Below are 25,328 nucleotides of genomic sequence, written 5' to 3'. Positions count from 1 at the left end.
AAAAATGGAAGAGGTTTTTATGACATCACAAGCATTTTTTGAGGACTTACAGGTCAGTCGTGTGGGGGCTTTGCCTCACAGAAGTTATTATATTCCATTTCAGTCTGAGCAAGAGCTCCTTGCTTCTCAGAGCAGAAGAGAGTCTAGCTTATTGACAAGCTTAAACGGTGAGTGGCGATTTCGATATTTTAGCAATATTCGGCCCTTATTGAATCATTTTCAAACGGTCGACTGTGATGAGACCATCCAAGTCCCCTCGTGTTGGCAATTAAATGGCTATGATCAGAATCAATATTCGAATGTTGAGTATGTGATTCCATATGACCCGCCATTTGTTCCAAGCAGATTACCGGGCGCATATTACGCACGTGAATTTTATGTGTCAGATCTCGGTCAGGATAGACTAGAGCTGGTATTAGAAGGAGTTGATTCTGCCTACTATCTTTATATCAATCACCAGTTTGTCGGATATGCCCAAATAAGTCACAGCACCTCTATTTTTGACATTAGTGACTATGTTGAAGCAGGCTCAAATACGATTGAAGTAGTGGTTTTAAAATGGTGTGATGGAACATACCTAGAAGATCAAGACAAGTTTAGGACGTCAGGAATTATTCGCGATGTATATCTGTTGAGAAGAGCCGCTTCACGGATAGAGGATTATCTGATTCAGCAAGAAGCGATCTCTTCAGAAATTGCAAAACTTTCTCTTTCTGTAACATCCGATACATTACATACGATTCGGTATAAGTTGATAGACCCCTTCGGAAAGACGATTCAAGAAGAAACGATTAACTCACAAAAGCCCTATCACTTGACGCTTCCTAAGCCCTATCTCTGGTCAGATGAACGTCCACACCTCTATAGTTTATTACTGATGACTGAAGGTGAAGTCATCCGACAAAAACTAGCCTTACGGGATATTCAGATTGTTCAGAATGTTCTTTACTTAAATGGTGCTAAGAAAAAGCTTATTGGGGTGAATCATCATGATTCCGTGTTAGAGACAGGTCCAGTCGTAACCCTTGAAGAATACCGAAAAGATTTATTGTTGATGAAAGGGTTAAATTTCAATGCCATCCGAACAGCCCATTATCCTAAAACAGGGGAATTTTATGAGTTGTGTGATGAGTTGGGATTTTATGTCATCAGTGAGACAGATTTTGAAGCACATGGCGTGGTCGCCTTACAAGGATTGGGGTGGAATGACAACTATAACATGATTGCTGAAGATGCTTCGTTTGTCGATGCAGGCGTTGAACGAATGAAATCCAATATCTCTTCTTTTCGAAATTTCGGCTCCATTATCATGTGGTCGGCGGGAAATGAGGCTGGTTATGGTATTGTGATAGAAGAAATGCTTCGTTTGGCTAGAGCCGAAAAAGATGGACGTCTGCTCCATTATGAGGGCTTTGAATATCGAAATAGAGACAAAGACTATTCAAGTGAGTTGTTAGATGTTCATAGTCGAATGTATCTCTCTATTGATCAATTGAACGATGAGTATTTCCTAAAAAAAGAGCAGCTAACAAAGCCTGTAATGCTATGCGAGTATGCCCACGCTATGGGAAATGGGCCTGGAGGCTTAACGGACTATCGTTTATTGCTTGATCAAGTCGATGAATTTATCGGAGTATTCGTCTGGGAGTGGGCAGATCATGCGATTAGTATTGGGAGCCATGACCTCCCACGCTATCGATATGGCGGTGATTTTGGCGAATTTCCACACTTTGGCTCCTTCTGTTTGGATGGGTTGGTTCTCCCTACACGAGAGCTGCATATGGGGGCATTGGAACACCGACAAGTCTTTAAACCAGTCTCTGTGAGTGATTATAGCTATGTGCCATCTAGCCATCAACTAGAGCTACAGTTGACGCATCGCTATACGGATGTTGATGCCTCTGATATGGTTGGGGTGACCGTTGATTATTTGAATGCCTACGGTGAGAAAATAGAGGCCAAAGAATTAGTAGTGTATGATTACCAAGAGGTGATGACACTTGATGTAGCAGATCAAGTCTCTTCCATATTGGTCAAATACATTAGCAAACTAGGATATGGCGAATTGGGCTTTGATCAGATTTCACTACGAGAGTTTAAGAGCCGCTATCAGCCTCCTCAAGCACTCAATCCCTTAGCGGTGATGGAGGATACGGATGCCATTCATGTCTCTTGTGGGGACATAGTGTATCGCTTCAATAAGGAAAGTGCCCTTGTGGATTACATCCAAATAGGAGATGATGTGATCTTAGACCCAGTGGTCGCTAACTGGTCTATCTGGCGAGCTCCGATTGATAATGATAAGCGGATTGTGGAAGAATGGAAGTGGGCAAATTTTGATAAGGCATTGTTGAGAGTCTATCAAGATTCCATCAAAGAAGACTTGGATCAAGTAAGCATTCAATTTTCTTCTAAGTTGTTGAGTGTAGGACGTCAATGGATTTTAAAAATGGATATTCTCTGGACGGTAACCACGACGGGTGAGCTAAAACTGGAGGTTACGGCTGAAAAAAACCAAGACATGCCATATCTACCACGATTTGGGCTGTATTATTCACTCTCTCCACAGTTTGAGCAAGTTCGCTATATCGGCTTAGGTCCCAACGAGTCCTATCAGGACAAGAAAGCCGCCAATTTTTTAGCCTTGCATGAGCAGTCGGTTCATGATTTACAGGAGTATTATATCAAGCCACAAGAAAATGGAAATAGAATGGATGTAAGGGAGTTAGTCCTTCGTAATGTCCATAGCCAGCAACAGATAATCATCCAATCCGATGATCGACCGTTTTCGTTTTCTTTATCGCCTTACTCTGATCAACAGCTCACGGAGGTACCGCACTGGGATGAGTTAGTCAAAGGAGATCACCATTACCTACATCTAGACTATGATCAAAGCGGAGTAGGTAGCACATCGTGTGGTCCAGACTTAGATGTCCAATATCGTTTGGATCCAGAGAAGTTTCATTTTACATTACGTTTTACCTTTTTACATCAGATGAAAGAGGAGGAGTGAACATGTTGAAGTTTTTTAAGAATATTTGGCAGCATAGGGCCATCATGGCCATGTCTATTCCAGTTGTCCTCATTTTGTTGCTCTTTAGCTATGTACCGATGATTGGGGTCATTTTAGCCTTTAAACGTTTTGACTATACGCTAGGGATGTTTGGTAGTCCCTGGGTCGGTCTAGAGAATTTTAAATTTCTGTTATCGTCCAAAGCTCTTTTTCAAAATATGCTGACGAATACGATTATGTACTATGTCATCTTTACAGTCGTTGGAACGATATTGAGTATTTCGTTAGCCATTGCCATTGATCAATTTCTGTTTAAGAGAGTAGGGAAAGCGATGCAAACGATTATGATTATCCCCGCATTTATTTCTTATGCTGCTGTACAATTTGTAGTGTATGCCTACTTAAATTCAACGAATGGTATGATCAACCAGATGTTTGGACTGGATATTAGTTGGTATACAGAAGGCAAATACTGGCCCATCATCTTGACACTTGTGAAGATTTGGAATGGTATCGGGTATGGCTCTATTATTTACATGTCTGTTTTGGCTGGGATCGATAAGAGTTTATATGAATCTGCTGAAATGGATGGGGCTAATAAATGGCAACAAATTAAAAATATTACCCTGCCTTCTCTTTTGCCCATGGTGACCATTCAACTGCTACTCAGCGTAGGAGGAGTCATGCACTCAGATACAGGTTTATTTTACCAAGTGACGAGAAATTCAGCTATGTTAAATGATACGACGCAGGTCATTGATTCGTATGTATTGAATGCTATTTTTAATAGTTCAAATTTTGGTTTTACAGCAGCAACCGCATTATTGCAGTCACTGGTTGGTCTGATACTAATTGTGATTTCTAATTTGATTGTCCGTAAACTTGAACCTGATAATGCATTGTTCTAGGAGGAAACGATGATGTTGACAAAAAAGAAATCCCCTACCAATAGGAGAGAGCGCAAAGGCTGGGGACAATATGTACTGTTTGGAGTTCTAGGCTTGTACACTTGTATCTGTTTACTCCCTATTCTCCTCATCTTTATTGCTTCGTTTACAGATGAATCGGTCATCTTAAACAAAGGGTTTACCTATCTGCCTGATAAGTGGTCTGTTGATGGATTTATGGTCGTGTTGCGATACGGGAAGCAACTAGCTGTATCGTATGGAGTTACTATTTTTATTACAGTGACAGGAACCTTTTTAGGCTTATTCTTCATGAGCATGTTCGCCTATGTATTGACGAAAAAAACATTTGCTCTACGCGGTTTGTTAATTGTATTGATTACGATTCCAATGCTCTTTAGCGGAGGTGCGCTAGCATCTTATATCGTGAATACGAACATCTATCATTTAAAGGATTCATTGCTGTTGTTGATTCTGCCAGGGACTGTTGGGACGATGAATATCATTATCATGCGAACCTATATTCAAAATAGTATTCCAGAAGAGCTGGTTGATTCAGCAGCGATTGATGGGGCAGGTGAAGCAAGGACCTTCTTTCAAATCATTCTACCCTTGATGAAACCAGTGCTTGCTGCCATCGGTTTTATGATGGCAACTGGCTATTGGAATGATTGGCAAGGAGCACTTCTTTACATTGAAAGTGATAGCAAAAGACCTCTTCAGCTATTATTAATTAACATTTCTAAAAGCATTGACATGCTCATCAATAATAACAATATCCCAGCAGAAGCCTTAAATGCGCTTCATGGGGCAATTCCATCTAATTCGGCAACCATGGCCACGGTTTTAATCGTTATCGGGCCAATTATGATCTTATACCCATTTTTCCAAAAATACTTTATTAAAGGATTAACAATGGGTTCAGTTAAAGGATAAAACTATTTGGAGGAAATAAAATGAAAAAGTTTACAAAATGGTCGTCTGTTGCTCTAGCAACCGTAGTAGTGTCTAGTCTATTGACAGCTTGTTCAGGTGAAAGTTCTGATAAAAAAGCCAAGACTTCAACCAGTGAAGATGGTAGAACAGTGATTAAGGTCGTCCGACCAGTTCAAGAATTATCATCCTCTAATAGTGAGCAAGTCAAAAAAGTGCAGGATAAGATTAACGAACGATTGAAGAAGATAGGTGCAGATGTCTATATTGAATATGCTGAATATCCAAGTGGAGAATACACGAATAAAACGAATTTAGCCTTGGCAAATGGTGAAATTGATCTCTTTTGGACAGCGAGCTGGATGGGAGCTGTATCAACAGATGCTATGGTAAAAGCAAACGGCGTCTATGATATTTCGAAACTCTTACCAGATACTAAATTAGGAGATTCTATGCCTAAGGAAGTCTGGGACGCATCTTCTTATAACGGTAAAAACTACTTTATCCCTGTCTATAAAGAAATCGCAGAAGGCTACGATTTGATGTTCCGTCAAGATTTGGTCAAAAAACATAACTGGGATTTATCAAAGGTGACAGCTTTAAAAGATATTGAGCCTATGCTTGCAGATGCCAAAAAAGATGGTATCAAAGCGCCATTGTTTACCCAAGCAACTCCGTTTGGCTATAAATTCTTGTTGAATGACTTTGCTTGGATTCTTGGATCTTATGTGGGAGTCGATCGTGAAACAGGAGAGATTGTTGATGTTACAAAGACAGATAACTATGTAACATATGTGAAGCTGATGGCGGATTGGGCAGACAAGGGGTATATTCAAGAAGGTGATTTGACCAATACCAATCCATCGGATGCCCTTCAATCGGATTTCTGGGGAATCAGCTGGTGGACAGATGTTCCAGATAATACCAATGCCTCTACCCGTTACAAACAAGCTGTTGAAACAGTCCACATGACTGGAAACTTTGTTGATTCTAATACCACTCTCGGTTCTGTCTATGCGATTTCCTCTACATCAACTGAAACCGAAGCCAAAGCAGCCGTTGAATTTTTAGGTGATTTGTATACCGACAAGGAAATTGCAGACCTATTTACATATGGTATTGAGGGAGAAGATTACACCATTCAGGACGGTTATGTAGTTGCAAATAGTGATAAATTTAAACACAGTGCCTGGGAGTCAACTAGCTTTAAAGCGCCTAGTCTCCAAAAAGGGGAGCCAGAAAATAAGGTTGAGCTGTACGATACATTCAATGCAGACATTAAAAAGTCCCTAACTTCTGGTTTCCGATATGATGCGACAGAAACCGAAGCTCTCGTGAGTGCAGTCCGTGCGGTCGTTGATAAGTATGCAGGTCCTCTTGAAAATGGTGGGTACAAGCCAAAAGAAATTGAAAAAGCTTTGAAAGAATATTATCAGGCCTTAGATGAAGCTGGCTATCAAGACTTGTTGAAAGATGTGCAAAAACAATATGCAGACTGGAAAGCAAAACAGTAGAAAAATCCCTTGGATGATTGCTTCATCCCGTCAGAGATGAGTGGGGAGGAAGTATCCAGTTTTCCATAGCTGGATACTTTTTGAGGAAATGATATGAACGATAGATCAATGGGGAAGATTGTTAAGGATCTGCCTTCTAGTGAAACAAATCCACGTAATAGTGAGGGAGCATTTGTGAGACTGAGCAACAATTCCATTTTATTTGCCTATAGCCGTTTTGTGGGATCAGAGGCTGAAGATGAAGCTCCCTCAACGATTTGTGGCATGCTATCAGAAGATGATGGAGAATCATTTGGTGATTCCCTTCTTCTTTTAGATTATCAGAGTGAGCAAGCCATCAACATCATGTCGGTTTCTTTGCTCGATTTAGGAGAGGCAATCGGTCTATTTTATCTCGTGAGAGAAAGCAAGGCAAAACTGAATATGTGCTTACGGACATCGAGTGATGATGTGAAAACTTGGAGCAATCGAATCTTATGTACACCTGGTGAGACATGGTCACAAGTAGAGCCTTCCATCTTCACGTCCCCCAATAGTCCCTTATCCATCCAAAAAAATCGAAATCATATCCTCTACGCAATCTGGAATCCTATTCCTGAATACAACGGGCGGGAAAAACCAGATACCCCATATTTTTTAGTGGTCGAACCCCTTATGTGATGACGAGGCTAAGTCCTACAGTAGAGTTCGATGGAGACTTAGTTGCTTTTGAAGCTCATCAGGATAGGGGCTATTGTTACTGTGCCATGTTTTTCCAGCCAAAGTTACTTGCTACTAGCCTATTGTGCAGGTGGAAAAGAAGATGGTTCTTGTCTCACGAGATGTAGAATCCGAAAAATTCCCCTCACTGAATTAACAGAATGTTGGTCTTAAATGGAGGTCTTAGATGAATATTTTACCATTCCCACAACACATTGACGTACAGGAAGAAAAATACTACGTCCTATCGTACATGGATCGTATTGTTATCGATCCCGCATTTGAGCATTCGGTCTATGCGTGTGTCAGATTTTTGCATGCAGATATCGAGCAATACCTTGGATTTGACTTGCAAGTGACGAGAAGCAGTGACCATGCAGCGATTCGATTGGTCAAGGATGAGAGTTTACCCAAGCAACACTACCGATTAAGCATTTCTGAAAAAGGCATTCGGATTGATGGAAGCAGTAAGGAAGGACTATTATACGGTATTCAAACACTCAGACAAATCATTGCAGAGTATGCTGTCACCCTTCCTTATTTAATCATTGAAGATTATCCTGCGATTCAAACGCGTGGCTATTATTTGGATGTTACTCGGTGCCGAATTCCTAAAATCTCCTATCTAAAAAGTTTCATTGATAAGTTAGCTTATTATAAAATCAATCAGTTTCAATTGTATATTGAGCATAGCTTTTTGTTTGAGGGGTGGAGTGAGGTCTGGCGAGATGATACTCCTTTAACAGCGAAAGATATTTTGGAGCTGGATCAGTACTGTATCGAGCGAAATATCGAACTCGTTCCAAGTATAGCAACCTTCGGTCACTTCTATAAAGTGTTAAGAACCAAATCATTTAGGCATCTGTGTGAAATGCCAGACTTGGTGGATGATCCATTTTCTTTTGTCGATCGCCAGTTCCACCATACACTTGATATCACAAATCCCGATAGTTTTGCATTTACTATTTCCTTGATTGAGGAATACCTGCCACTTTTTACATCGAATAAGTTTAATATCTGTGGGGATGAAACCTTTGATTTAGGGAAAGGGAAAAGCAAGAAGATGGCAGACAAGGTTGGAGTGAATGAATTGTATGTCCAATTTGTTGCCAAACTGTGCCATTATCTAGTGGAAAAAGGAAAAATTCCGATGTTTTGGGGAGATATCATTGTCAATGCCCCAGAGAATCTCAAACGATTACCCAAGGAAACGATTTGCTTAAGCTGGGGATATGAGGCAGACCAAGATGATGAAGCGATTCAAAAGGTTGCAGCAACTGGGGCCCATCAGTACTGTTGTCCAGGGGTGTCTGGATGGGATCAATTGGTTCCACAGATTGAAGTTTCCTATGAAAATATTAGAAGAATGTGTGACTATGCAATCGCATATCAGGCAGAAGGAATTCTGAATACAGATTGGGGCGATTGCGGACACATCAATCATCCAGATATGAGTCTACCAGGGCTAATGATAGGTGCCGAATGCTCCTGGAATCGTACACGACGGCCTTTCGATCAACTAAATGAGGTCATCTCACGCTTGGAATTTCGGGATACTTCAGGACAACTACTCTCCGTCATCAATCAGATGTCTAAGGCATGGACCTATAAGTGGCGCGATTTAGTGAACTATAAAGAACAGGTGTCTGAACTTGTTGAAGCTGAAAAGATTCACGATTATTTAGAGGCTCTAGCAAGCATTGAGCGGATAAAACAAGAATTAGCACGAGTGGTTTCTCATTTAGAGACCAGCAGTAGGTATCGGGTTCAGCCTTATTTCCTTGCTTTAGATGGGATGGCCTTATTACAAAAAATTGGGATTTCCTTGCTTGAACGCTACTATCAGCTACCGCCTCATGTAGAAATGTCTTCTGTAGACCTTGCTTCTTCTCTTGAACAATGGTTTTATCATTATAAAGTATCGTGGCGCAAGGTCAGCCAAGAGTCCGAATTATACAGAGTTCAAGAGATCATCTTCTGGACGGCAGATCTTCTTCGTTCTGAAAGCATTGATCAGATTAGTTAGGGGAAGAGCTTGTTCTAGGAGCAGGTTAGGAAAAGATGGAGACCATGACCTCTGACTCGTCAGAACAACAAGTATGAGAGGAGTTGCATGAAACGCTTATTTGATCCAGAAAATCCAGTGATGCAGTTTTTGGCTAAGGTCTTTAATTTAATGTGGTTAAATCTCTTGGTCGTCTTAACATCCTTTCCCATTTTTACGATTGGGACGTCTTTGACCGCTATGAGTTATGTGTTATTCCGAATGATAGAGGGGGATGATACAGCTATTTTTAAAACGTTTTTCCACGCCTTTCAGCAAAATTTAAAACAGACCGTGGTGATGACAGGTTTATTTTTGCTATCGGTTGTGGCAGGAGCGACCTTGATTTTTGTGTATGGCAGTACTTATTTTGTGCTAAAAGTAGTAGGCTATGCTTGGATAGGCTATTCAACTGTGATTGTTCTCTATTTGATAGCGATTATTTCACGTTATGAGACCTCGCTGGAACATCATCTACTCAATGCTGTGAAACTGGTGATTGCTTTTGCACCGAGGACTATTGGTATCATGGCCTTATTACTGGGATATGTCATGGTTTGTCAGGTCTTTTTTAGGATACTAGCTCCTGTTATTTTCCTACTGGGTGTAACGCTTCCTAGTTGCATCATTACCTTGATAATGAAGGATATGTTTGAATTGCTGGAAAATTCTTAAGGAAAGCATGGCAAAGGACTTTAGACCATTCTATCTAGTAGAAGTTCTTATCCCGATAAGACGAGTGATGCCAGTGCTTCATAAGCCGCATGACTTTTTACGATAGAAAGCAATATAACTTGAGGCTGGACTTTGTGTCCAGTCTCTTCAGTGAAGAAAGGAAAAAGATGATTCGACATCTCTGGTGGTTTTTTAAGGAAGAAAAACGGCGCTATCTTATTGGAATTGCTTCTTTGAGTTTGGTGGCTATGCTAAATGTCATTCCGCCCAAAATCATGGGGCGGGTGATTGATGCGATAACACATGGTGATTTGACCCGAACGGAATTGCTCGTTCAGCTCCTCTACTTAATTCTTGCTGCCCTTGCCATGTATGGGTTGCGCTATATCTGGCGTCTCTATATTTTAGGGACTTCCTATCGCTTGGGGCAAATCATGCGTTACCGTCTGTTTACGCATTTCACTAAGATGTCCCCGTCCTTTTACCAAGCATACCGGACAGGGGATTTGATGGCGCATGCGACCAATGATATGAACGCCTTGACCAGCCTAGCAGGTGTAGGGGTTCTGACAGTTGTGAATTCTTCCATGACGGCTCTTGTTACTCTAGCGACGATGGTGTGGACCATTTCCTGGCCGATGACCTTGGTGGCGGTGCTGCCCTTTCCTTTTATGGTACTTGCGACACATCAATTAGGTCGCAAGCTACATGGCGCAGTAAAAGAATCGCGAACAGTCTTTTCAGACTTAAACAACAAGGTCCAGGAAAGTGTAGCTGGTATCAAGGTGGGCAAGTCCTTTGGTTATCAAGAAGAGGAAATTGCAGCCTTTCAGGAAGTCAATGAGAGAGCCTTTACCCAAAAAATGCAGACCATGACCTACCATGCGCTCCTTGATCCTCTTGCTCTTCTTTTTATCGGGGCTTCTTATGTTTTGACCTTGACTACTGGCGCTCTCATGATTGCTCAAGGGCGAGTGACCATAGGGGATTTTGTGACTTTTGTGACCTATCTAGACATGTTGATCTGGCCCTTGATGGCGGTCGGATTTTTAATCAATCTGGTACAGCGTGGTCGTGTCTCCTATGACCGAGTTCAGAACTTGCTATCGCAAACATCGGATATTGCAGAACCCGAAAATCCTGTTGAAATAGTAGCAAATGGGCGCTTGGTCTATCATGTGGAGCAATTCAGCCATGGAGAGGACGAAATCCTAGCCGATATTTGCTTTGCCTTGGAAAAAGGTCAGACCTTAGGCTTAGTGGGACAGACCGGCTCGGGTAAGACCAGTTTGATCAAACTACTTTTGCGGGAACACGATGCGACAAAAGGCAGTATCAGCCTCAACGGTCATGATATTCGGGACTATCGCCTGTCTGACTTGCGCCGGTTGATTGGCTATGTACCGCAGGATCAATTCTTATTTGCGACCACAATCTTGGGAAATGTCCGCTTTGGAGATCCAAGTTTGTCACAAGAAGAAGTGGTAGCAGCAACCAAGCTCTCCCAAGTATATGAAGATATTATGGCCATGCCAGAGGGCTTTGACACGGTCATCGGTGAAAAGGGTGTATCTTTGTCAGGTGGTCAAAAGCAACGGCTGGCCATGAGCCGTGCCATGATTTTAGATCCCGAGATTTTAATCTTGGATGATTCCTTATCAGCGGTGGATGCGAAAACAGAGCATGCCATCATTGAAAATCTGAAAGAAACGCGAGAATCCAAGACGACCATTATCGCTGCCCATCGCCTGTCGGCCGTTGTACATGCGGATCTGATTTTGGTGTTGCAAAATGGCCAGATTATCGAGCGGGGTCGTCATGAGGACTTACTTGCGCAGGGTGGCTGGTATGCGGAAACCTACGCGTCACAACAGTTGGAACGAGAGGTTGGGAAATCAGGCTCCTAAATAGGCGAGGTCATCTCTTTGTCCAATCCTGATATGAAAATTCTTCTGACACTTATGGTATAATAAAAACTATGTGTTGAAATATAGTCTTTTGAATGAACTTTGATACATCGTCACTTTCGACTTGCCGTACTCATAGTCAATGAAAATCAAGAGCAGACTAGGGCCGATGCAGATAGAACTGAAGTTCATCAAATCAAGTCAACAACGTCTGCTTTGGATTTTTGAAGAGTATCAAGTACTGTCCGCGTCTTCCGTTCCTGGTCTGAAAGTTCATTCATTTGACTATACCATGAGAAAAAGAAAGGAAATTCATGTCGATTATTAAGAATCTCTGGTGGTTTTTTAAGGAAGAAAAACGGCGATATCTCATTGGAATTGTTTCTTTGAGTTTAGTCGCTGTTTTAAATTTGATTCCACCCAAAATTATGGGGCAGGTCATTGATGCGATTACACGTGGGAATTTGACGAGGACAGACCTACTTTTGCAACTTTTGTATTTAGTGCTAGCAGCCTTTGCTATGTATGGTTTACGCTACATTTGGCGGATGTATATTTTAGGTACTTCCTATCGTTTGGGCCAAATCATTCGCTATCGTCTATTTGAGCATTTTACTAAGATGTCTCCGTCCTTTTATCAGAAATACCGAACAGGGGATTTGATGGCGCATGCAACCAATGATATCAACTCTTTGACGCGTTTGGCGGGCGGGGGCGTTATGTCGGCAGTCGATGCTTCGATTACAGCCTTGGTAACTTTGGTGACCATGTTTTTCACCATTTCTTGGCAGATGACCTTGATTGCAGTGATTCCGCTACCATTTATGGCGCTTGCAACCAGCAAGTTAGGTCGTAAAACCCATGAAACCTTTAAAGAATCCCAGGCAGCTTTTTCGGAATTGAACAATAAGGTGCAAGAGAGCGTAGCGGGGATTAAGGTGACCAAGTCTTTCGGCTATCAGGACGCAGAAATAGCGGCGTTTCAGGAAGTCAATGAGATGACCTTTGCTAAAAACATGCGCACCATGAAATACGATGTCATGTTTGACCCCTTGGTCTTGCTCTTTATCGGAGCTTCATACGTCTTGACCTTGACAGTTGGTGCTTTTATGATTGCGCAAAACCAAGTGACGGTCGGGGATTTGGTGACTTTTGTGACCTATCTGGACATGTTGGTCTGGCCCTTGATGGCGGTCGGATTTCTCTTTAATATGGTGCAACGCGGGCGTGTCTCCTATGAGCGGATTGAGGCCTTGCTCGCTCAAGAATCAGATGTCAAAGAAGCCAGTCTCCCTGTTGAAGTTGTAAAAAACGGGCGCTTGGTTTATCATGTAGAGCAATTCGGCTATGAAGAGACAGAAACACTTTCTGATATTCAGTTTGCCTTGGAAAAAGGTCAGACCTTGGGTTTGGTAGGACAGACTGGCTCTGGTAAGACCAGCTTGATCAAGCTGCTGTTACGAGAACACGATGTGACTAAAGGCAGTATCAGTCTCAACGGTCATGATATTCGGGACTATCGCTTGTCTGACTTGCGCCAGCTCATCGGCTATGTACCGCAGGATCAATTCTTATTTGCGACGACGATTTTAGAAAATGTTCGCTTTGGTAATCCTGACTTGTCACGAGAAAGAGTAGAAGAAGCGACAAAATTATCGCAGGTCTATGAAGATATTGTAGCTATGCCAGAAGGCTTTGATACCGTCATCGGTGAAAAGGGTGTGTCCTTGTCAGGCGGTCAAAAGCAACGGCTGGCCATGAGCCGTGCCATGATTTTAAATCCAGAAATTTTAATTTTGGACGATTCCTTGTCGGCAGTCGATGCTAAAACGGAGTATGCGATTATTGAAAACCTCAAGGAAACAAGACAAGCTAAGACAACGATTATCTCTGCCCACCGCTTGTCGGCAGTTGTCCATGCGGACTTAATCTTGGTCATGCAGGGCGGAAAAATCATTGAGCGTGGCCGCCATGAGGACTTGCTTGCGCAAGGTGGCTGGTATGCGGAAACCTACGCTTCACAACAGCTAGAAATGGAAGGAGTGCCAAATGACGAAAACGAATCAATGGATTGTTTTTAAACGCTTATTGACCTACTTAAAGCCCTATAAATGGCTGACGGTACTTGCTCTTGGTCTGCTCTTGTTGACAACCGTTGTGAAAAATATCATTCCCCTGATTGCCTCTCATTTTATCGACTATTATTTGAACCATGTCAATCAGACGGCAGTTATGCTTTTAATCGGTTACTATCTGATGTATGTCTTGCAGACCATTATTCAGTATTTTGGAAATCTCTTTTTCGCTAGAGTGTCTTATAGCATTGTGCGTGACATTCGTAGGGATGCCTTCTCCAACATGGAGCGTTTAGGGATGTCTTATTTTGATCGAACACCTGCTGGCTCGATTGTCTCTCGAATTACCAACGATACCGAGGCTGTTTCAGAGATGTTTTCAGGGATTTTATCGAGCTTCATCTCGGCAGTCTTTATCTTTACGGTGACGCTTTACACCATGTTGATGTTGGATGTTCGCTTGACAGCTTTAGTGGCACTTTTGCTACCAGTCATTTTTATCTTGGTCAATCTCTACCGCAAAAAATCGGTAGCAGTCATTGCTAAGACTAGAAGTCTTTTGAGTGACATCAATAGCAAACTAGCAGAGAGTATCGAGGGGATTCGAATTATTCAGGCTTTTAGCCAGGAAGAGCGCTTAAAAGCAGAATTTGAGGAAATCAATCGAGAGCATGTGGCCTATGCTAACCGCTCGATGGCTCTCGATAGCCTATTTTTACGACCTGCCATGTCACTCTTGAAACTCCTTGCCTACGCACTTTTAATGGCCTATTTTGGTTTCCGTGGTCTCAATATAGGTATTTCAGCAGGGCTCATGTATGCCTTTATCCAGTATGTCAATCGCTTGTTTGACCCTCTGATTGAAGTGACGCAGAATTTCTCTACTTTGCAAACCTCTATGGTGTCGGCAGGTCGAGTTTTTGACTTGATTGACGAGGCCGGTTTTGAACCAGTTCAAGGAAATAGTGCTGCGCAGATTGAAGAAGGCATTATCGAATTTCGTGAGGTATCTTTTTCCTATGATGGAAAAAGACGAATTTTGGATGGCGTTTCCTTTCAGGTCAAGCAGGGAGAGACGATTGCCTTTGTCGGAGCAACAGGTTCTGGGAAATCTTCGATTATCAATGTATTGATGCGCTTTTATGAATTTGAATCGGGTCAGGTCTTGATTGACGGGCAGGATATTCGTCAATTTTCACAAGCAGAATTGCGCAAGAAGATTGGACTTGTCTTGCAAGATCCCTTCCTTTATCACGGAACAATCGAATCCAATATCAAGATGTACCAAGATATTTCCGATGAAGAAGTGCGTGCAGCTGCAGCATTTGTTGATGCGAACGAATTTATCCAGAAATTACCAGATGGCTATAAGTCCCCTGTGTCCGAGCGGGGCAGTAGCTTTTCGACAGGTCAACGGCAATTATTAGCCTTTGCACGGACAGTTGCCAGTCAGCCCAAGATTTTGATTCTGGATGAAGCAACAGCCAATATCGACTCTGAAACCGAGCAAATCGTCCAGCATTCCCTTGAAAAAATGCGTCAAGGACGCACGACCATTGCTATTGCCCACCGTCTATCAACCATTCAAGATGCCAACTGCATCTACGTTCTTGACAAGGGCAAGATTATCGAAAGTGGAACGCATGAGGAGTTGCTGGAAAAAGCAGGGCTTTATCATAAGATGTACCAATTGCAGGCAGGCATGATGAAAGAGGCTTGATTGATACAATATTTCTAAAAAATAACCGAATGTTTCAAAGGAATAGTAGTATGTTCCTTGAAGCATTCGGTTTTTCTGATGGTGAGGTCAATGATTTTCCGTATATAGTGAATTGAATAAAGGTTAGGACATCGTTCAGTCGCTTTGATGAACGCCAGTTCTATCTGCAGCTCCTTGCCTTGTTCTATTCCTTTTATACATGATATGAAAAAGAGTATGCCCCCCTTCAAAATAAAAATGATCGTGCAGGACCTGGTAGCCAAGTCTCGTATACAATGACATCGCCTTGGTATTAGCACTCCGCGCGCTTAGCAAGATATAGTCAAAGTCGGTTGACGACAAATAGTCCATCAACTGATAGCCGATACCCTTTCCGCGATACTGTTCATGGACACAGAGCTCATTCAATTCAAAGGAGTGGCGGTACCAGTCTATCTTTAGAGGCAAAATTTTATCCACCTGTTTTGCCCACCAATTTTCTGGTTTAAAATCAAAGCCAAATAAGAAGCCAAGAAGCTGACCATCCAGTTCCTCGGTGACAATGAGCGGATGGAGATTTGAAGAAAGGCTATTTTCTATTCGTCTTTTCAATGAATGGTTTTTTTGAATTTCATGGCGATATATCTCATCATACAGGGCAGAAACCTGATTAAGGATTTCGTATATTTCTGCCTCTTTATATACTTTTTTCATTCTTGCACCTCAAACTCTGTGGTTTTATTGCTATTATATCATTGATGCAAAGGGGTTACAACTCTTTTCCTTGGAGAAAAGGTGCCACAGACCTTGAAATAGTTAGTAGGAGTTTTGTTGATGTAACCCCTTTCAAATTTATGGTATAATAGGAAAAATGGAGGACGTGCTATGAAAATTATCATCGTAGGAGCATCGTTTGCAGGCATGAGCGCCGCCTTGGAATGTCGGCAGCTCTATCCTGATGCGCAGATTGTATTGGTCGATAAGGAAAAGGAAGTCGGCTTTTTTCCAAATGTCTTCAACTGGCAACTAAAGGGTGAGTTAGGGAGGCTAGAAGAAGCACGGAGTGAACTGTGGGCTCAGGTTCAGCAGACGACCATTGATATTCGGCTAGAAACCAAGCTCGTTCAACTAGATGCTGACCATCAAACGCTAACTCTTGAGAGGAGAAATCAGGTGGTCGAAGAAGCCTATGATGCGCTGATTTTAGCCATGGGAGCAGGGCAAGTCTGGGATCTAGAAGATGAAAGGCTACAAGAGCGGATCTTGTCATCCAAGTATTTTTCAGATGCCCAGAACAGTCAGCAGAAGATAGAGGAAGCGCAGTCTGTCATCATCATTGGTGGTGGTCAGATTGGGCTAGAAAGTGCCGATGCCCTCAGTCAACTCCCCCTTTCTCTGACGCTGTTTGAAGCAGAAACCTCCCCTCTTGCCAAATATGTCGATGCAGACTTGATGGCAGGGATTGAAGAGGAATTAACCAAACGCAAGATTGACCTACATACGGCAGAAATTGTAGAGAAAATTAGCCTTTCGCCAGCTGGTGATAAGGTCAAGGTTGATACTCTAAAAGCTAGCTATGAAGCAGATTATTTGCTATTTGCGACCAATTTTCAACCCAATACAGCGCTGGTTGAAGGGATAGTAGACTGTAATCCCGATAAGACGATTGTCGTAGATGAGTATTTGGAGACCAGTCAACCCCATATCTTTGCGATTGGGGATTTGATTCAATTGCCCTTTGCTTTTTTTGGCAAGGCCTATCTTCCCCTCATCAATCATGCAATTTTAACAGGGCGCTTAGTCGCTTACAATTTAGTAACCAAAAGACGTCCCTTAAACGAAGTACAGCGCATCGTTTCTAGTCACCTTTTTGGCTACAATATCACTAGTGTCGGTCTGACCGAGCGCCAGGCTCAACTCTGGACAGATGTGGATACTGTGACTATCCAAGCGCCTTTTAGTCAATGGGAAAAAGAAGAGTTGACCTTTAAATTGATTGTCCAACGTGCAGATGGTCGCTTGTTAGGTGGACAGCTGATTTCCACTTCTCGCCACATTCATCAAATGAATACCTTGGCACTCGCCATTTCAAACGGTATGACAGCTCAGGAGATGGTCGAACAAAGTTGGTTGTGCTTGCCGCGCTATACCAATCTGGTTCCGATTGTGACCGAGGCCTGCCAGCTCTACCTCCATCGCCAAGAGGAGAATGCTCATGAGAATTGAAGATCTGTTTGAAAAAAGAGAGCGGGCAATCTATCTTCTGGTTGAGCATTTGAGAGACAGTCGTTCCAGTCTCTCCTTAAAGGAAATCAGTCAACGATTGCAGTTGTCACGGACCACATTATCTCGCTATATCGAATCCTTTGACGAAGAGGCAAGGCAAAGCAAACTTGGCTTGTCCCTCACAATCAAAGAGGAAGAGGTCAGTCATCAGCGGACAGACACCTTGCTTCATACGGAGTGGTTGGCCTATCTGTGCCAGTTTAGCACCAAGTATCAGATTTTGCTCTATCTTTTTGAGAAGGAAGAATTTGCCATTCAAGCGCTCGCGCAGCATCTCCTCATTAGTGAAGCCAGTCTCAATCGGCAATTGGCTGCGCTCAATCATCTATTGCAGGATTTTCAGATGAGTATCCGAAATGGTCGCCTCAAGGGAAGCGAGTTGCAAATCCGCTATTTCTATTACCAGCTTTTTCTTCAGACCAAGACGCTCTCTAGTCTAAAGAACGAGACTACTTTTCGTCAGATTGCTACCTATCTTCCGCTTTTTGAACGCTTTTTTGATACCACATTCAATTCCCGCCAAGCCCTGCAATTGTCGCTCTGGCTGGGGATTTCACAGCGCCGTATGCGGGCACAGGATGTCGATTTTCAAGAGCTGGTTCAACTGATGAAGCCCTATATGGAGCAGAAATGGTATCAGAAGTTACGCGCCTTTTCCCTCACCCTCTACCAATACCAACCATCTACTGTCCGTGAGGGTGAAGTGATGAGCCTGTTTGCCTTTTTAGTGAGCCAGGCCATCCTTGCCCCACAGCAGATTGAGCGGATGTTAGCCTTTGGCGGACCGATTCGGGAGGCGACAACCTGGTGTTACCAGACCATTCGCACAGAAGTTGGTCATCCGCTCCCCATCCATGAAACGATTTTGTACTATCTCAATCAATTACTGGGCAGGGTCTACTTCTTTAAAGGGAGCTTGGACTTACCTCTTATACAGGAAACTTCCTATTTTCTGGGCAATGCGCGCTCTCTATTGTCGACGGTGCTAGAGCGCTTTTATCAGCCGCATGTTGCCGGCCTAGTGTTCCAACGGGAGGAAGAAGTGGCGTGTCTAGCAGAACTCTTTCGCTACCTCAGCCAGGTCCAGCCTGTGGTGGTGCGGATTGGTTTTCTGACCTACCAATCCCCGATTCTGGCAGAGCCGATGTTACGGCAGCTTCAAAGGGAATTTGAACGAACCTACGCTGTGGTCATTGAGTCATATGTAGCCTCAAGCGACTACGACCTGCTGATAGCTGATGAACCCGTTTCGATGGAGACACCCCTGTATTCTTTTCATAAAAGGCTCTATGCTAGTGATTTTCTAGCCTTAAAAGAGAAAATAGCCCATCTGGAGGAGCAAAAGCAAAAATGCGCCCACCGAATTTTAGAAACCAGTAGCTTTTCCATGGAAAGGCGTTGAGGATTGAAAAAGAGTGAGAAAGCAGCTGCCGCTAGGCTTTGTAATGTCACTCTTTTTATTCTTGTCAAAAATTTTTGCAAAACGATATTTTTTGATAGGAACTAGCAGGAAAAATAGGGTACAATAGGGATAAATAGAAAACGGAAGCGTTTTCAAAACATCAACATAACGGAGGTCTCCTATGACACAAGAAAAATACATTATGGCCATTGACCAAGGCACGACCAGCTCGCGTGCGATTATTTTTAACAAAAAAGGAGAAAAGGTCGGAAGTTATCAGAAAGAATTTCCACAAATCTTTCCAAAACCGGGTTGGGTAGAGCATAACGCTAATCAGATTTGGAATTCTGTTCAATCCGTCATTGCAGGTGCCTTTATCGAAAGTGGTATCAACCCGTCGCAAATTGAAGGAATCGGGATTACCAACCAGCGGGAAACAACCGTTGTCTGGGATAAGGAAACAGGGCTTCCTATCTACAATGCGATTGTGTGGCAATCCCGTCAGACCGCTCATCTAGCAGACCAGTTAAAGCATGATGGTTACTCTGATATGATTCATAAAAAAACTGGCTTAGTCATCGATGCTTATTTCTCAGCGACCAAGGTGCGTTGGATTTTGGATCAAGTGCCTGGGGCTCAAGAACGGGCTGAAAAGGGTGAAATTCTCTTTGGTACCATTGATACTTGGCTTGTCTGGAAATTGACAAATGGGCGTTGCCATGTGACCGATTATTCCAATGCAGCACGGACCATGCTTTACAATATCAAGGAACTCAAGTGGGATGATGAAATTCTAGCTCTCTTGAATATTCCAAAAGCCATGTTGCCAGAAGTCAAGTCCAATTCAGAAATTTATGGCAAAACCGCACCGTTTCATTTCTACGGGGCAGAAGTGCCAATTTCAGGGATGGCAGGTGACCAGCAGGCAGCCTTGTTCGGACAATTGGCCTTTGAGCCTGGTATGGTGAAAAATACCTACGGTACTGGTTCGTTCATCGTCATGAATACGGGCGAAGACATGCAGTTGTCTGAAAATAGCCTCTTGACCACTATCGGTTATGGTATCAATGGCAAGGTCTACTATGCCCTAGAAGGTTCAGTCTTCATCGCAGGAAGTGCGGTGCAGTGGCTCCGCGACGGCATGCGTATGGTCAAAGAATCTCCTGAATCAGAAGAGCTGGCACGCAAGTCTACCAGCAACGATGAAGTCTATGTCGTACCAGCCTTTACAGGACTTGGTGCACCCTACTGGAATTCAGACGCGCGTGGCTCTGTCTTTGGCTTGACACGTGGAACAACCAAGGAAGACTTTGTCAAGGCCACCCTCCAATCCATTGCCTACCAAGTGCGCGATGTCATTGATGTCATGCAGATTGACTCTGGTATGCCAATCTCTGTCTTGAAAGTAGACGGTGGAGCAGCCATGAACAGCCTACTCATGCAGTTCCAAGCAGACATCTTAGGCATTGAAATTGCAAGAGCTAAGAACCTAGAAACAACCGCTCTCGGAGCAGCCTTCCTTGCAGGATTAGCCGTTGGTTTCTGGAAAGATTTGGATGAATTGAAGACCTTGAATGCAGTTGGTCAATCCTTCCAACCAGCGATGAACGATGCGCGTAAGGAACAACTGTACAAGGGTTGGAAAAAAGCTGTCGCAGCGACTCAATTATTTGCTGAAATAGACGAAGAAGAATAGAAAAGAGAGTACAAGATGGAATTTTCAAAAGAAACAAGACGATTAGCCATTGAAAAAATGCAGGACAGACAGCTTGATTTGCTGATTATCGGGGGCGGAATCACTGGTGCAGGTGTGGCGCTTCAGGCAGCAGCAAGCGGAATGGAAACAGCCTTGATTGAAATGCAAGACTTTGCAGAAGGAACCAGTAGCCGTTCCACAAAATTGGTACACGGTGGCTTGCGGTACTTGAAACAATTTGACGTGGAAGTCGTATCAGACACAGTTTCAGAGCGTGCAGTCGTGCAACAAATCGCACCGCACATTCCAAAACCAGACCCGATGCTCCTTCCAGTCTATGACGAAGAAGGTTCCACTTTCAGTATGTTCCGCTTAAAAGTTGCCATGGACTTGTATGACCTCTTAGCAGGTGTCAACAATACAGACTTGGCCAACAAAGTATTGACCAAAGAAGAAGTCTTGGAACGCGAGCCTCACTTAAAGCAAGAAGGACTTGTCGGGGGCGGTGTCTATCTTGATTTCCGCAATAACGATGCCCGGCTCGTGATTGAAAATATCAAACGTGCAGCAAAAGATGGTGCCTTGATTGCCAGTCGTGTCAAAGCAGAGCGCTTTATCAAGGATGAAAATGGCAAGGTCGTAGGCATTGTGGCGCGTGATCTCTTGACTGATAGCACCTTTGAAATCCGTGCCCGTCTCGTCATCAATACCACTGGACCATGGAGCGATGAAGTGCGTAATCTCGGAGGTGAAGGCAGCGGCCTATTGCAAATGCGTCCAACAAAAGGAGTTCATTTAGTCGTTGATAGCGCCCGTCTTTCCGTGCCACAACCAACGTATTTCGACACAGGTCATGCAGATGGACGGATGGTCTTTGTTCTACCTCGTGAAAACAAGACTTACTTTGGAACGACCGATACCGATTACACAGGCGATTTGGCAAATCCAATGGTTACCCAAGAAGATGTCGATTACTTGCTGGATATTGTCAATAACCGTTTCCCAGGTACCAACTTGACCCTTGACGACATTGAGAGCGGTTGGGCAGGACTACGTCCTCTACTTTCTGGAAATGGCGCTTCAGACTACAATGGCGGAAACAACGGTAAATTGAGCGATGATAGTTTCAACAACTTGATTGATACCGTCAAAGCCTATCTCAATCATGAAAAGACACGTGACGATGTGGAGCATGACTTGACCCAACTTGAAGGCAGCGTGTCTGAAAAGACCTTGGATCCATCAGCCGTTTCTCGTGGTTCCTCTCTTGATCGGGATGACAATGGCTTGTTGACCCTAGCTGGTGGTAAGATTACGGATTTCCGTAAAATGGCAGAAGGTGCTCTTGAAAAGGTCGCAGAAATCCTTGCAGCAGAGCACGGTCGCAAGTTTAGACTGGTCAACTCCAAAACCTATCCTGTATCAGGAGGCGAGTTGAATCCAGCCAATGTAGCAGAAGAAATCGAACATTTGGCACAACTCGGAGTGAAAAAAGGCTTGCACTACGATGATGCGCTCTACCTTGCGAACTTGTATGGTTCAAACGCACCAAAAGTCTTTGCTTTGAACCACAAAGTAGAAGCAGTCAGCCAGCTCAACCAGCGTGATTTGCTCTCTCTCCACTATGCGATGAAAGAAGAAATGGCTCTCACTGCGGTGGACTACCTTCTACGTCGGACCAACTACATGCTTTTTATGCGGGAACAGCTTGACGCCATCGTTGATGACGTGCTCCTTGAAATGGCAGCCTACTACGGCTGGTCTGAAGAAGAACAAGCAGCACAGCGAGCATTATTGGATGAAACCTTGGTCAAGAATGACTTGGCTTATTTAAAAAATAGATAGAATGAAACCTTGAGCTAGGTACTAGTAAAAATCCTAGCTTGAAGGGGCTTAAAAAGGAGTTTATATGGAAAAAGAATTATTAGGTGAAGTAATCGGAACAGCTTTGTTAATCCTCTTGGGGAACGGTGTCGTAGCAGGCGTAGTGCTTGACAAGAGTAAGAGCAAGGATGCTGGCTGGATTGTGATTACCATCGGTTGGGGGCTTGCGGTTGCAATGGCAGCCTTTATCAGTGGTCTCTTAGGCCCTGCTCACTTGAACCCAGCAGTATCCATTGCGATGGCCTATGCAGGCAATCTTCCGTGGGGCTCTGTCTTCCCTTATATCGGGGCTCAATTTGTCGGAGCCTTTATCGGAAGTATCTTGGTTTACTTGATGTACAAAGACCACTATGATGCAACAGAAGATACTGGAGCAGTGCTTGCGACCTTCTCAACTGGCCCTGCAATCCGTAACACCGTGACCAACACCATCAGTGAAGCGATTGGAACCTTCGTCCTTGTCCTTGGCTTGCTAGCCTTTGGCAACTACGATATGCCAGCAGGTCTTGGTACCTTGACTGTCGGCGCTTTGATTGTCTCTCTCGGCGTGTCGCTCGGTGGTCCAACAGGCTATGCCTTGAACCCTGCGCGTGACCTCGGCCCTCGTATCATGCACGCCATTCTCCCCTTGAAACACAAGGGTGACTCAGATTGGGGCTATGCACTTGTACCAGTCGTAGGTCCAATTATCGGCGGACTTCTAGCAGCTATCTTCTACGGACTTGTATTCTAAGGATATAAAAACCCTGTCTTGTTTAACCGAGACAGGGTTTATACTATAGTCAAAGTTAGTTCTACACTAATTCTTCCAACTTATCCACCAATGAGCCGACATAGGCAATCGTTTCTTTCAATGGTTTGTCTGTTGAGACATCGACGCCTGCGTGTTTGGCAAGGTCTTGGGCAGATAGGCTAGCGCCTAGAGAGAGGGTTTCGAGCCATTTTTCAACAACTGCTTCAGGATTTTCTTCCAGTTGTTTGGCCATGGCTGTTCCGATGGTCAGACCCGCAGAGTAGGTGTACGGGTACAAGCCCATGTAGTAGTGTGGCTGACGCATCCAGATGAGACCTGCATCGTCTCCGATTTCAAAGTCATCTCCCCAGAATTCTTTGATAATGTCCAGTTTAATCTGGCAGAGGATGTCCCCGTTGAGGTATTCATCATTGTCCAAACGAGTATAGACTTCGCGTTGGAAAGCCGCTTCCAATAAATGAGTGACCATATTGTGGAAGTAGGTGCGACTGATCAATTCACTGATGAGGTAGGCTTGGAAGGCTGGATCTTGATTTTGTTTCAAGAGAGTGTTACATGTCAAGACCTCATTGGCAGTAGACGGTGCTTCGATAAAGTAAAGCGATGGATCGTAGTTGAGAATGCTTTGTTTTTTCGCTAATTGGAAATGTCCAGCGTGGCCAAGTTCGTGTGCGAGTACCAAAACTTCATTCATCAAACCAGTCCAAGACAAGAGAATGTAAGATGGTCCATCATACAAGGTTGCACAGTAACCACCTGTTGATTTTCCTTCGTTTTGAGCAAAGTCAATCCAGCGCTCATCAAAGGCTTGCTCAATCATCTGAATGTAATCCTCTCCTAAGATTCCAAGGCAATCGATCAAGAATTGTTTGGATTCTTCAGGCGTGATGCGTTGATTGAAGTCTGATGGCAGGCTGATTTTTAGGTCTGCGTGAGTGATTTTTTCAAGACCGTGCGCTTTAGCGACTAATTTGACATAGCGGCGCATGTGAGGGGCCAATTCTTTCATAATCACATCGATTTGGCGGTCAAACAACTCACGGGAAACATTTTGGTCAAAGAGCAGGTAGTCAATGGTTGACTTGAATCCGCGTAGTTTTGCCTCAATTTGCTCATTTTTGATATGAGACAGGTAGTCCGCAGCGGTGGTATTTTTATATTTACGAAGGGTTGAGTAGAAACCAGCTGCGGATTGACGACGAATTTCTGTATCGTGGCTGATTTCGTAGTCATTTTCAAATAAAACGTAGCTGTTTCCGTAAGATTGACCATTTGCAGTGAAGTTTTCAAAGGTCATATCTTCAAACTTTGTCGTCTCATAATTGCGGTAAGGCTGTCCAAATGTGGGAGCAAAATTAGCCAACAAGTCTTCCTGTAATGGGTGTAGCTGATGTGGTTTTTTACGAAGAATATCCTGGATATAGCTGGTCCATTGTGGCTCTTGAGCGCTGACTTCGTTCAGCATTGCTTCATCCAACAGAGCAAGCTGTGTCTGTAAGAAGGCAATCTTTGGATAGCTGGTCGCCAAGGTCACTTGGTATTCATTGGCCAGAGCTGCAAGCTCTGCATTCATCTTGTCCACATCAAGGTTTAAGTAGGCGTAGTGGCTCAACTTACTGTTAATGGTTTGGATAAGCTCGTATTCCTTGAGGGCACGGACAATCACCTCACTAGAAGTCAGTTTATCCTTGTAGTCTTTTTCAAACTGTTCTACCTGTGCCTTGTAGTCAGCAAGACCTTTTTGATAGGCCTCATGAGAAGGGTAAATGAGGGAAGTATCCCAGGTTAACTGCACATCAATTTCTTGACGTTTTGGCATCGCATTTGTCATTTGAATTCTCC

General features: G+C 43.5%; 17 protein-coding genes. 15 read left to right on the top strand and 2 right to left on the bottom strand.

Going from position 1 to position 25,328, the window contains the following annotated elements; translation table 11 throughout:
• Positions 1–19 precede the first annotated feature (19 nt).
• The 10 genes from BU202_RS02375 to BU202_RS02330 all read left to right on the top strand — a co-directional run bounded on the left by BU202_RS02375 (position 20) and on the right by BU202_RS02330 (position 15,485).
• Complete coding sequence (locus BU202_RS02375; RefSeq protein ID WP_075104205.1) at positions 20–3,013, top strand: glycoside hydrolase family 2; 2,994 nt, start codon at positions 20–22, stop codon at positions 3,011–3,013.
• 2 nt (positions 3,014–3,015) lie between these two features.
• The gene (locus tag BU202_RS02370; RefSeq protein ID WP_075104204.1) at positions 3,016–3,921 is read left to right on the top strand and encodes an ABC transporter permease subunit; all 906 of its coding nucleotides are present in this window, start codon (positions 3,016–3,018) and stop codon (positions 3,919–3,921) included.
• A 9-nt stretch (positions 3,922–3,930) separates the two neighbouring features.
• Entirely contained in the window at positions 3,931–4,854 is a 924-nt protein-coding gene (locus tag BU202_RS02365) for a carbohydrate ABC transporter permease (protein ID WP_083605741.1), read from the top strand.
• A 20-nt stretch (positions 4,855–4,874) separates the two neighbouring features.
• Positions 4,875–6,365: an ABC transporter substrate-binding protein gene (locus BU202_RS02360; protein ID WP_075104203.1), complete on the top strand. Its 1,491-nt coding sequence runs from the start codon at positions 4,875–4,877 to the stop codon at positions 6,363–6,365.
• A gap of 93 nt (positions 6,366–6,458) precedes the next feature.
• Complete coding sequence (locus tag BU202_RS02355) at positions 6,459–7,025, top strand: sialidase family protein (RefSeq protein ID WP_075104202.1); 567 nt, start codon at positions 6,459–6,461, stop codon at positions 7,023–7,025.
• Positions 7,026–7,251: 226 nt separating this feature from the next.
• Entirely contained in the window at positions 7,252–9,090 is a 1,839-nt protein-coding gene (locus tag BU202_RS02350) for a glycoside hydrolase family 20 zincin-like fold domain-containing protein (RefSeq protein ID WP_075104201.1), read from the top strand.
• A gap of 87 nt (positions 9,091–9,177) precedes the next feature.
• The gene (locus BU202_RS02345) at positions 9,178–9,783 is read left to right on the top strand and encodes a DUF624 domain-containing protein (RefSeq protein WP_075104200.1); all 606 of its coding nucleotides are present in this window, start codon (positions 9,178–9,180) and stop codon (positions 9,781–9,783) included.
• Positions 9,784–9,950: 167 nt separating this feature from the next.
• On the top strand, positions 9,951–11,690 hold the full coding sequence (locus tag BU202_RS02340; protein WP_075104199.1) for an ABC transporter ATP-binding protein: 1,740 nt from the start codon (positions 9,951–9,953) through the stop codon (positions 11,688–11,690).
• Positions 11,691–12,004: 314 nt separating this feature from the next.
• On the top strand, positions 12,005–13,771 hold the full coding sequence (locus tag BU202_RS02335; protein ID WP_075104198.1) for an ABC transporter ATP-binding protein: 1,767 nt from the start codon (positions 12,005–12,007) through the stop codon (positions 13,769–13,771).
• Positions 13,740–15,485: an ABC transporter ATP-binding protein gene (locus BU202_RS02330; RefSeq protein WP_075104197.1), complete on the top strand. Its 1,746-nt coding sequence runs from the start codon at positions 13,740–13,742 to the stop codon at positions 15,483–15,485. Before BU202_RS02335 ends, BU202_RS02330 begins: the two co-directional genes overlap by 32 nt.
• Positions 15,486–15,620: 135 nt before the next feature.
• Here the strand turns inward: BU202_RS02330 and BU202_RS02325 are convergent, their stop codons facing one another.
• Positions 15,621–16,178 carry a GNAT family N-acetyltransferase gene (locus BU202_RS02325; RefSeq protein WP_075104196.1) on the bottom strand — a complete coding sequence of 186 codons (558 nt, stop codon included), beginning with the start codon at positions 16,176–16,178 and terminating at the stop codon, positions 15,621–15,623.
• Between the two features lie 171 nt (positions 16,179–16,349).
• Between BU202_RS02325 and BU202_RS02320 the strand changes: the two genes are divergently transcribed.
• From BU202_RS02320 to BU202_RS02300, 5 genes are all read left to right on the top strand, one after another.
• Positions 16,350–17,690 (top strand): FAD-dependent oxidoreductase, encoded by a 1,341-nt coding sequence (locus BU202_RS02320; RefSeq protein ID WP_075104195.1) that lies wholly within the window; start codon positions 16,350–16,352, stop codon positions 17,688–17,690.
• Entirely contained in the window at positions 17,680–19,152 is a 1,473-nt protein-coding gene (locus tag BU202_RS02315; RefSeq protein WP_075104194.1) for an AcpB/EbpR/MafR family transcriptional regulator, read from the top strand. Before BU202_RS02320 ends, BU202_RS02315 begins: the two co-directional genes overlap by 11 nt.
• A 181-nt stretch (positions 19,153–19,333) precedes the next feature.
• Positions 19,334–20,848 carry a glycerol kinase GlpK gene (gene glpK / locus BU202_RS02310; protein WP_075104193.1) on the top strand — a complete coding sequence of 505 codons (1,515 nt, stop codon included), beginning with the start codon at positions 19,334–19,336 and terminating at the stop codon, positions 20,846–20,848.
• Between the two features lie 15 nt (positions 20,849–20,863).
• Positions 20,864–22,693, top strand: coding sequence for a type 1 glycerol-3-phosphate oxidase (gene glpO / locus BU202_RS02305; protein WP_075104192.1), 1,830 nt, complete (start codon positions 20,864–20,866; stop codon positions 22,691–22,693).
• A gap of 64 nt (positions 22,694–22,757) precedes the next feature.
• Positions 22,758–23,465: an MIP/aquaporin family protein gene (locus BU202_RS02300; RefSeq protein WP_075104191.1), complete on the top strand. Its 708-nt coding sequence runs from the start codon at positions 22,758–22,760 to the stop codon at positions 23,463–23,465.
• A 61-nt stretch (positions 23,466–23,526) separates the two neighbouring features.
• Here the strand turns inward: BU202_RS02300 and pepF are convergent, their stop codons facing one another.
• Complete coding sequence (gene pepF / locus BU202_RS02295; RefSeq protein WP_075104190.1) at positions 23,527–25,317, bottom strand: oligoendopeptidase F; 1,791 nt, start codon at positions 25,315–25,317, stop codon at positions 23,527–23,529.
• Between the last annotated feature and the right edge of the window lie 11 nt (positions 25,318–25,328).

It is taken from the genome of Streptococcus cuniculi (assembly GCF_001921845.1).
GTDB lineage: Bacteria > Bacillota > Bacilli > Lactobacillales > Streptococcaceae > Streptococcus > Streptococcus cuniculi.
The sequence above is the reverse complement of the archived record's forward strand: the minus strand, read 5'-3'. Positions and strand labels throughout refer to the sequence as shown.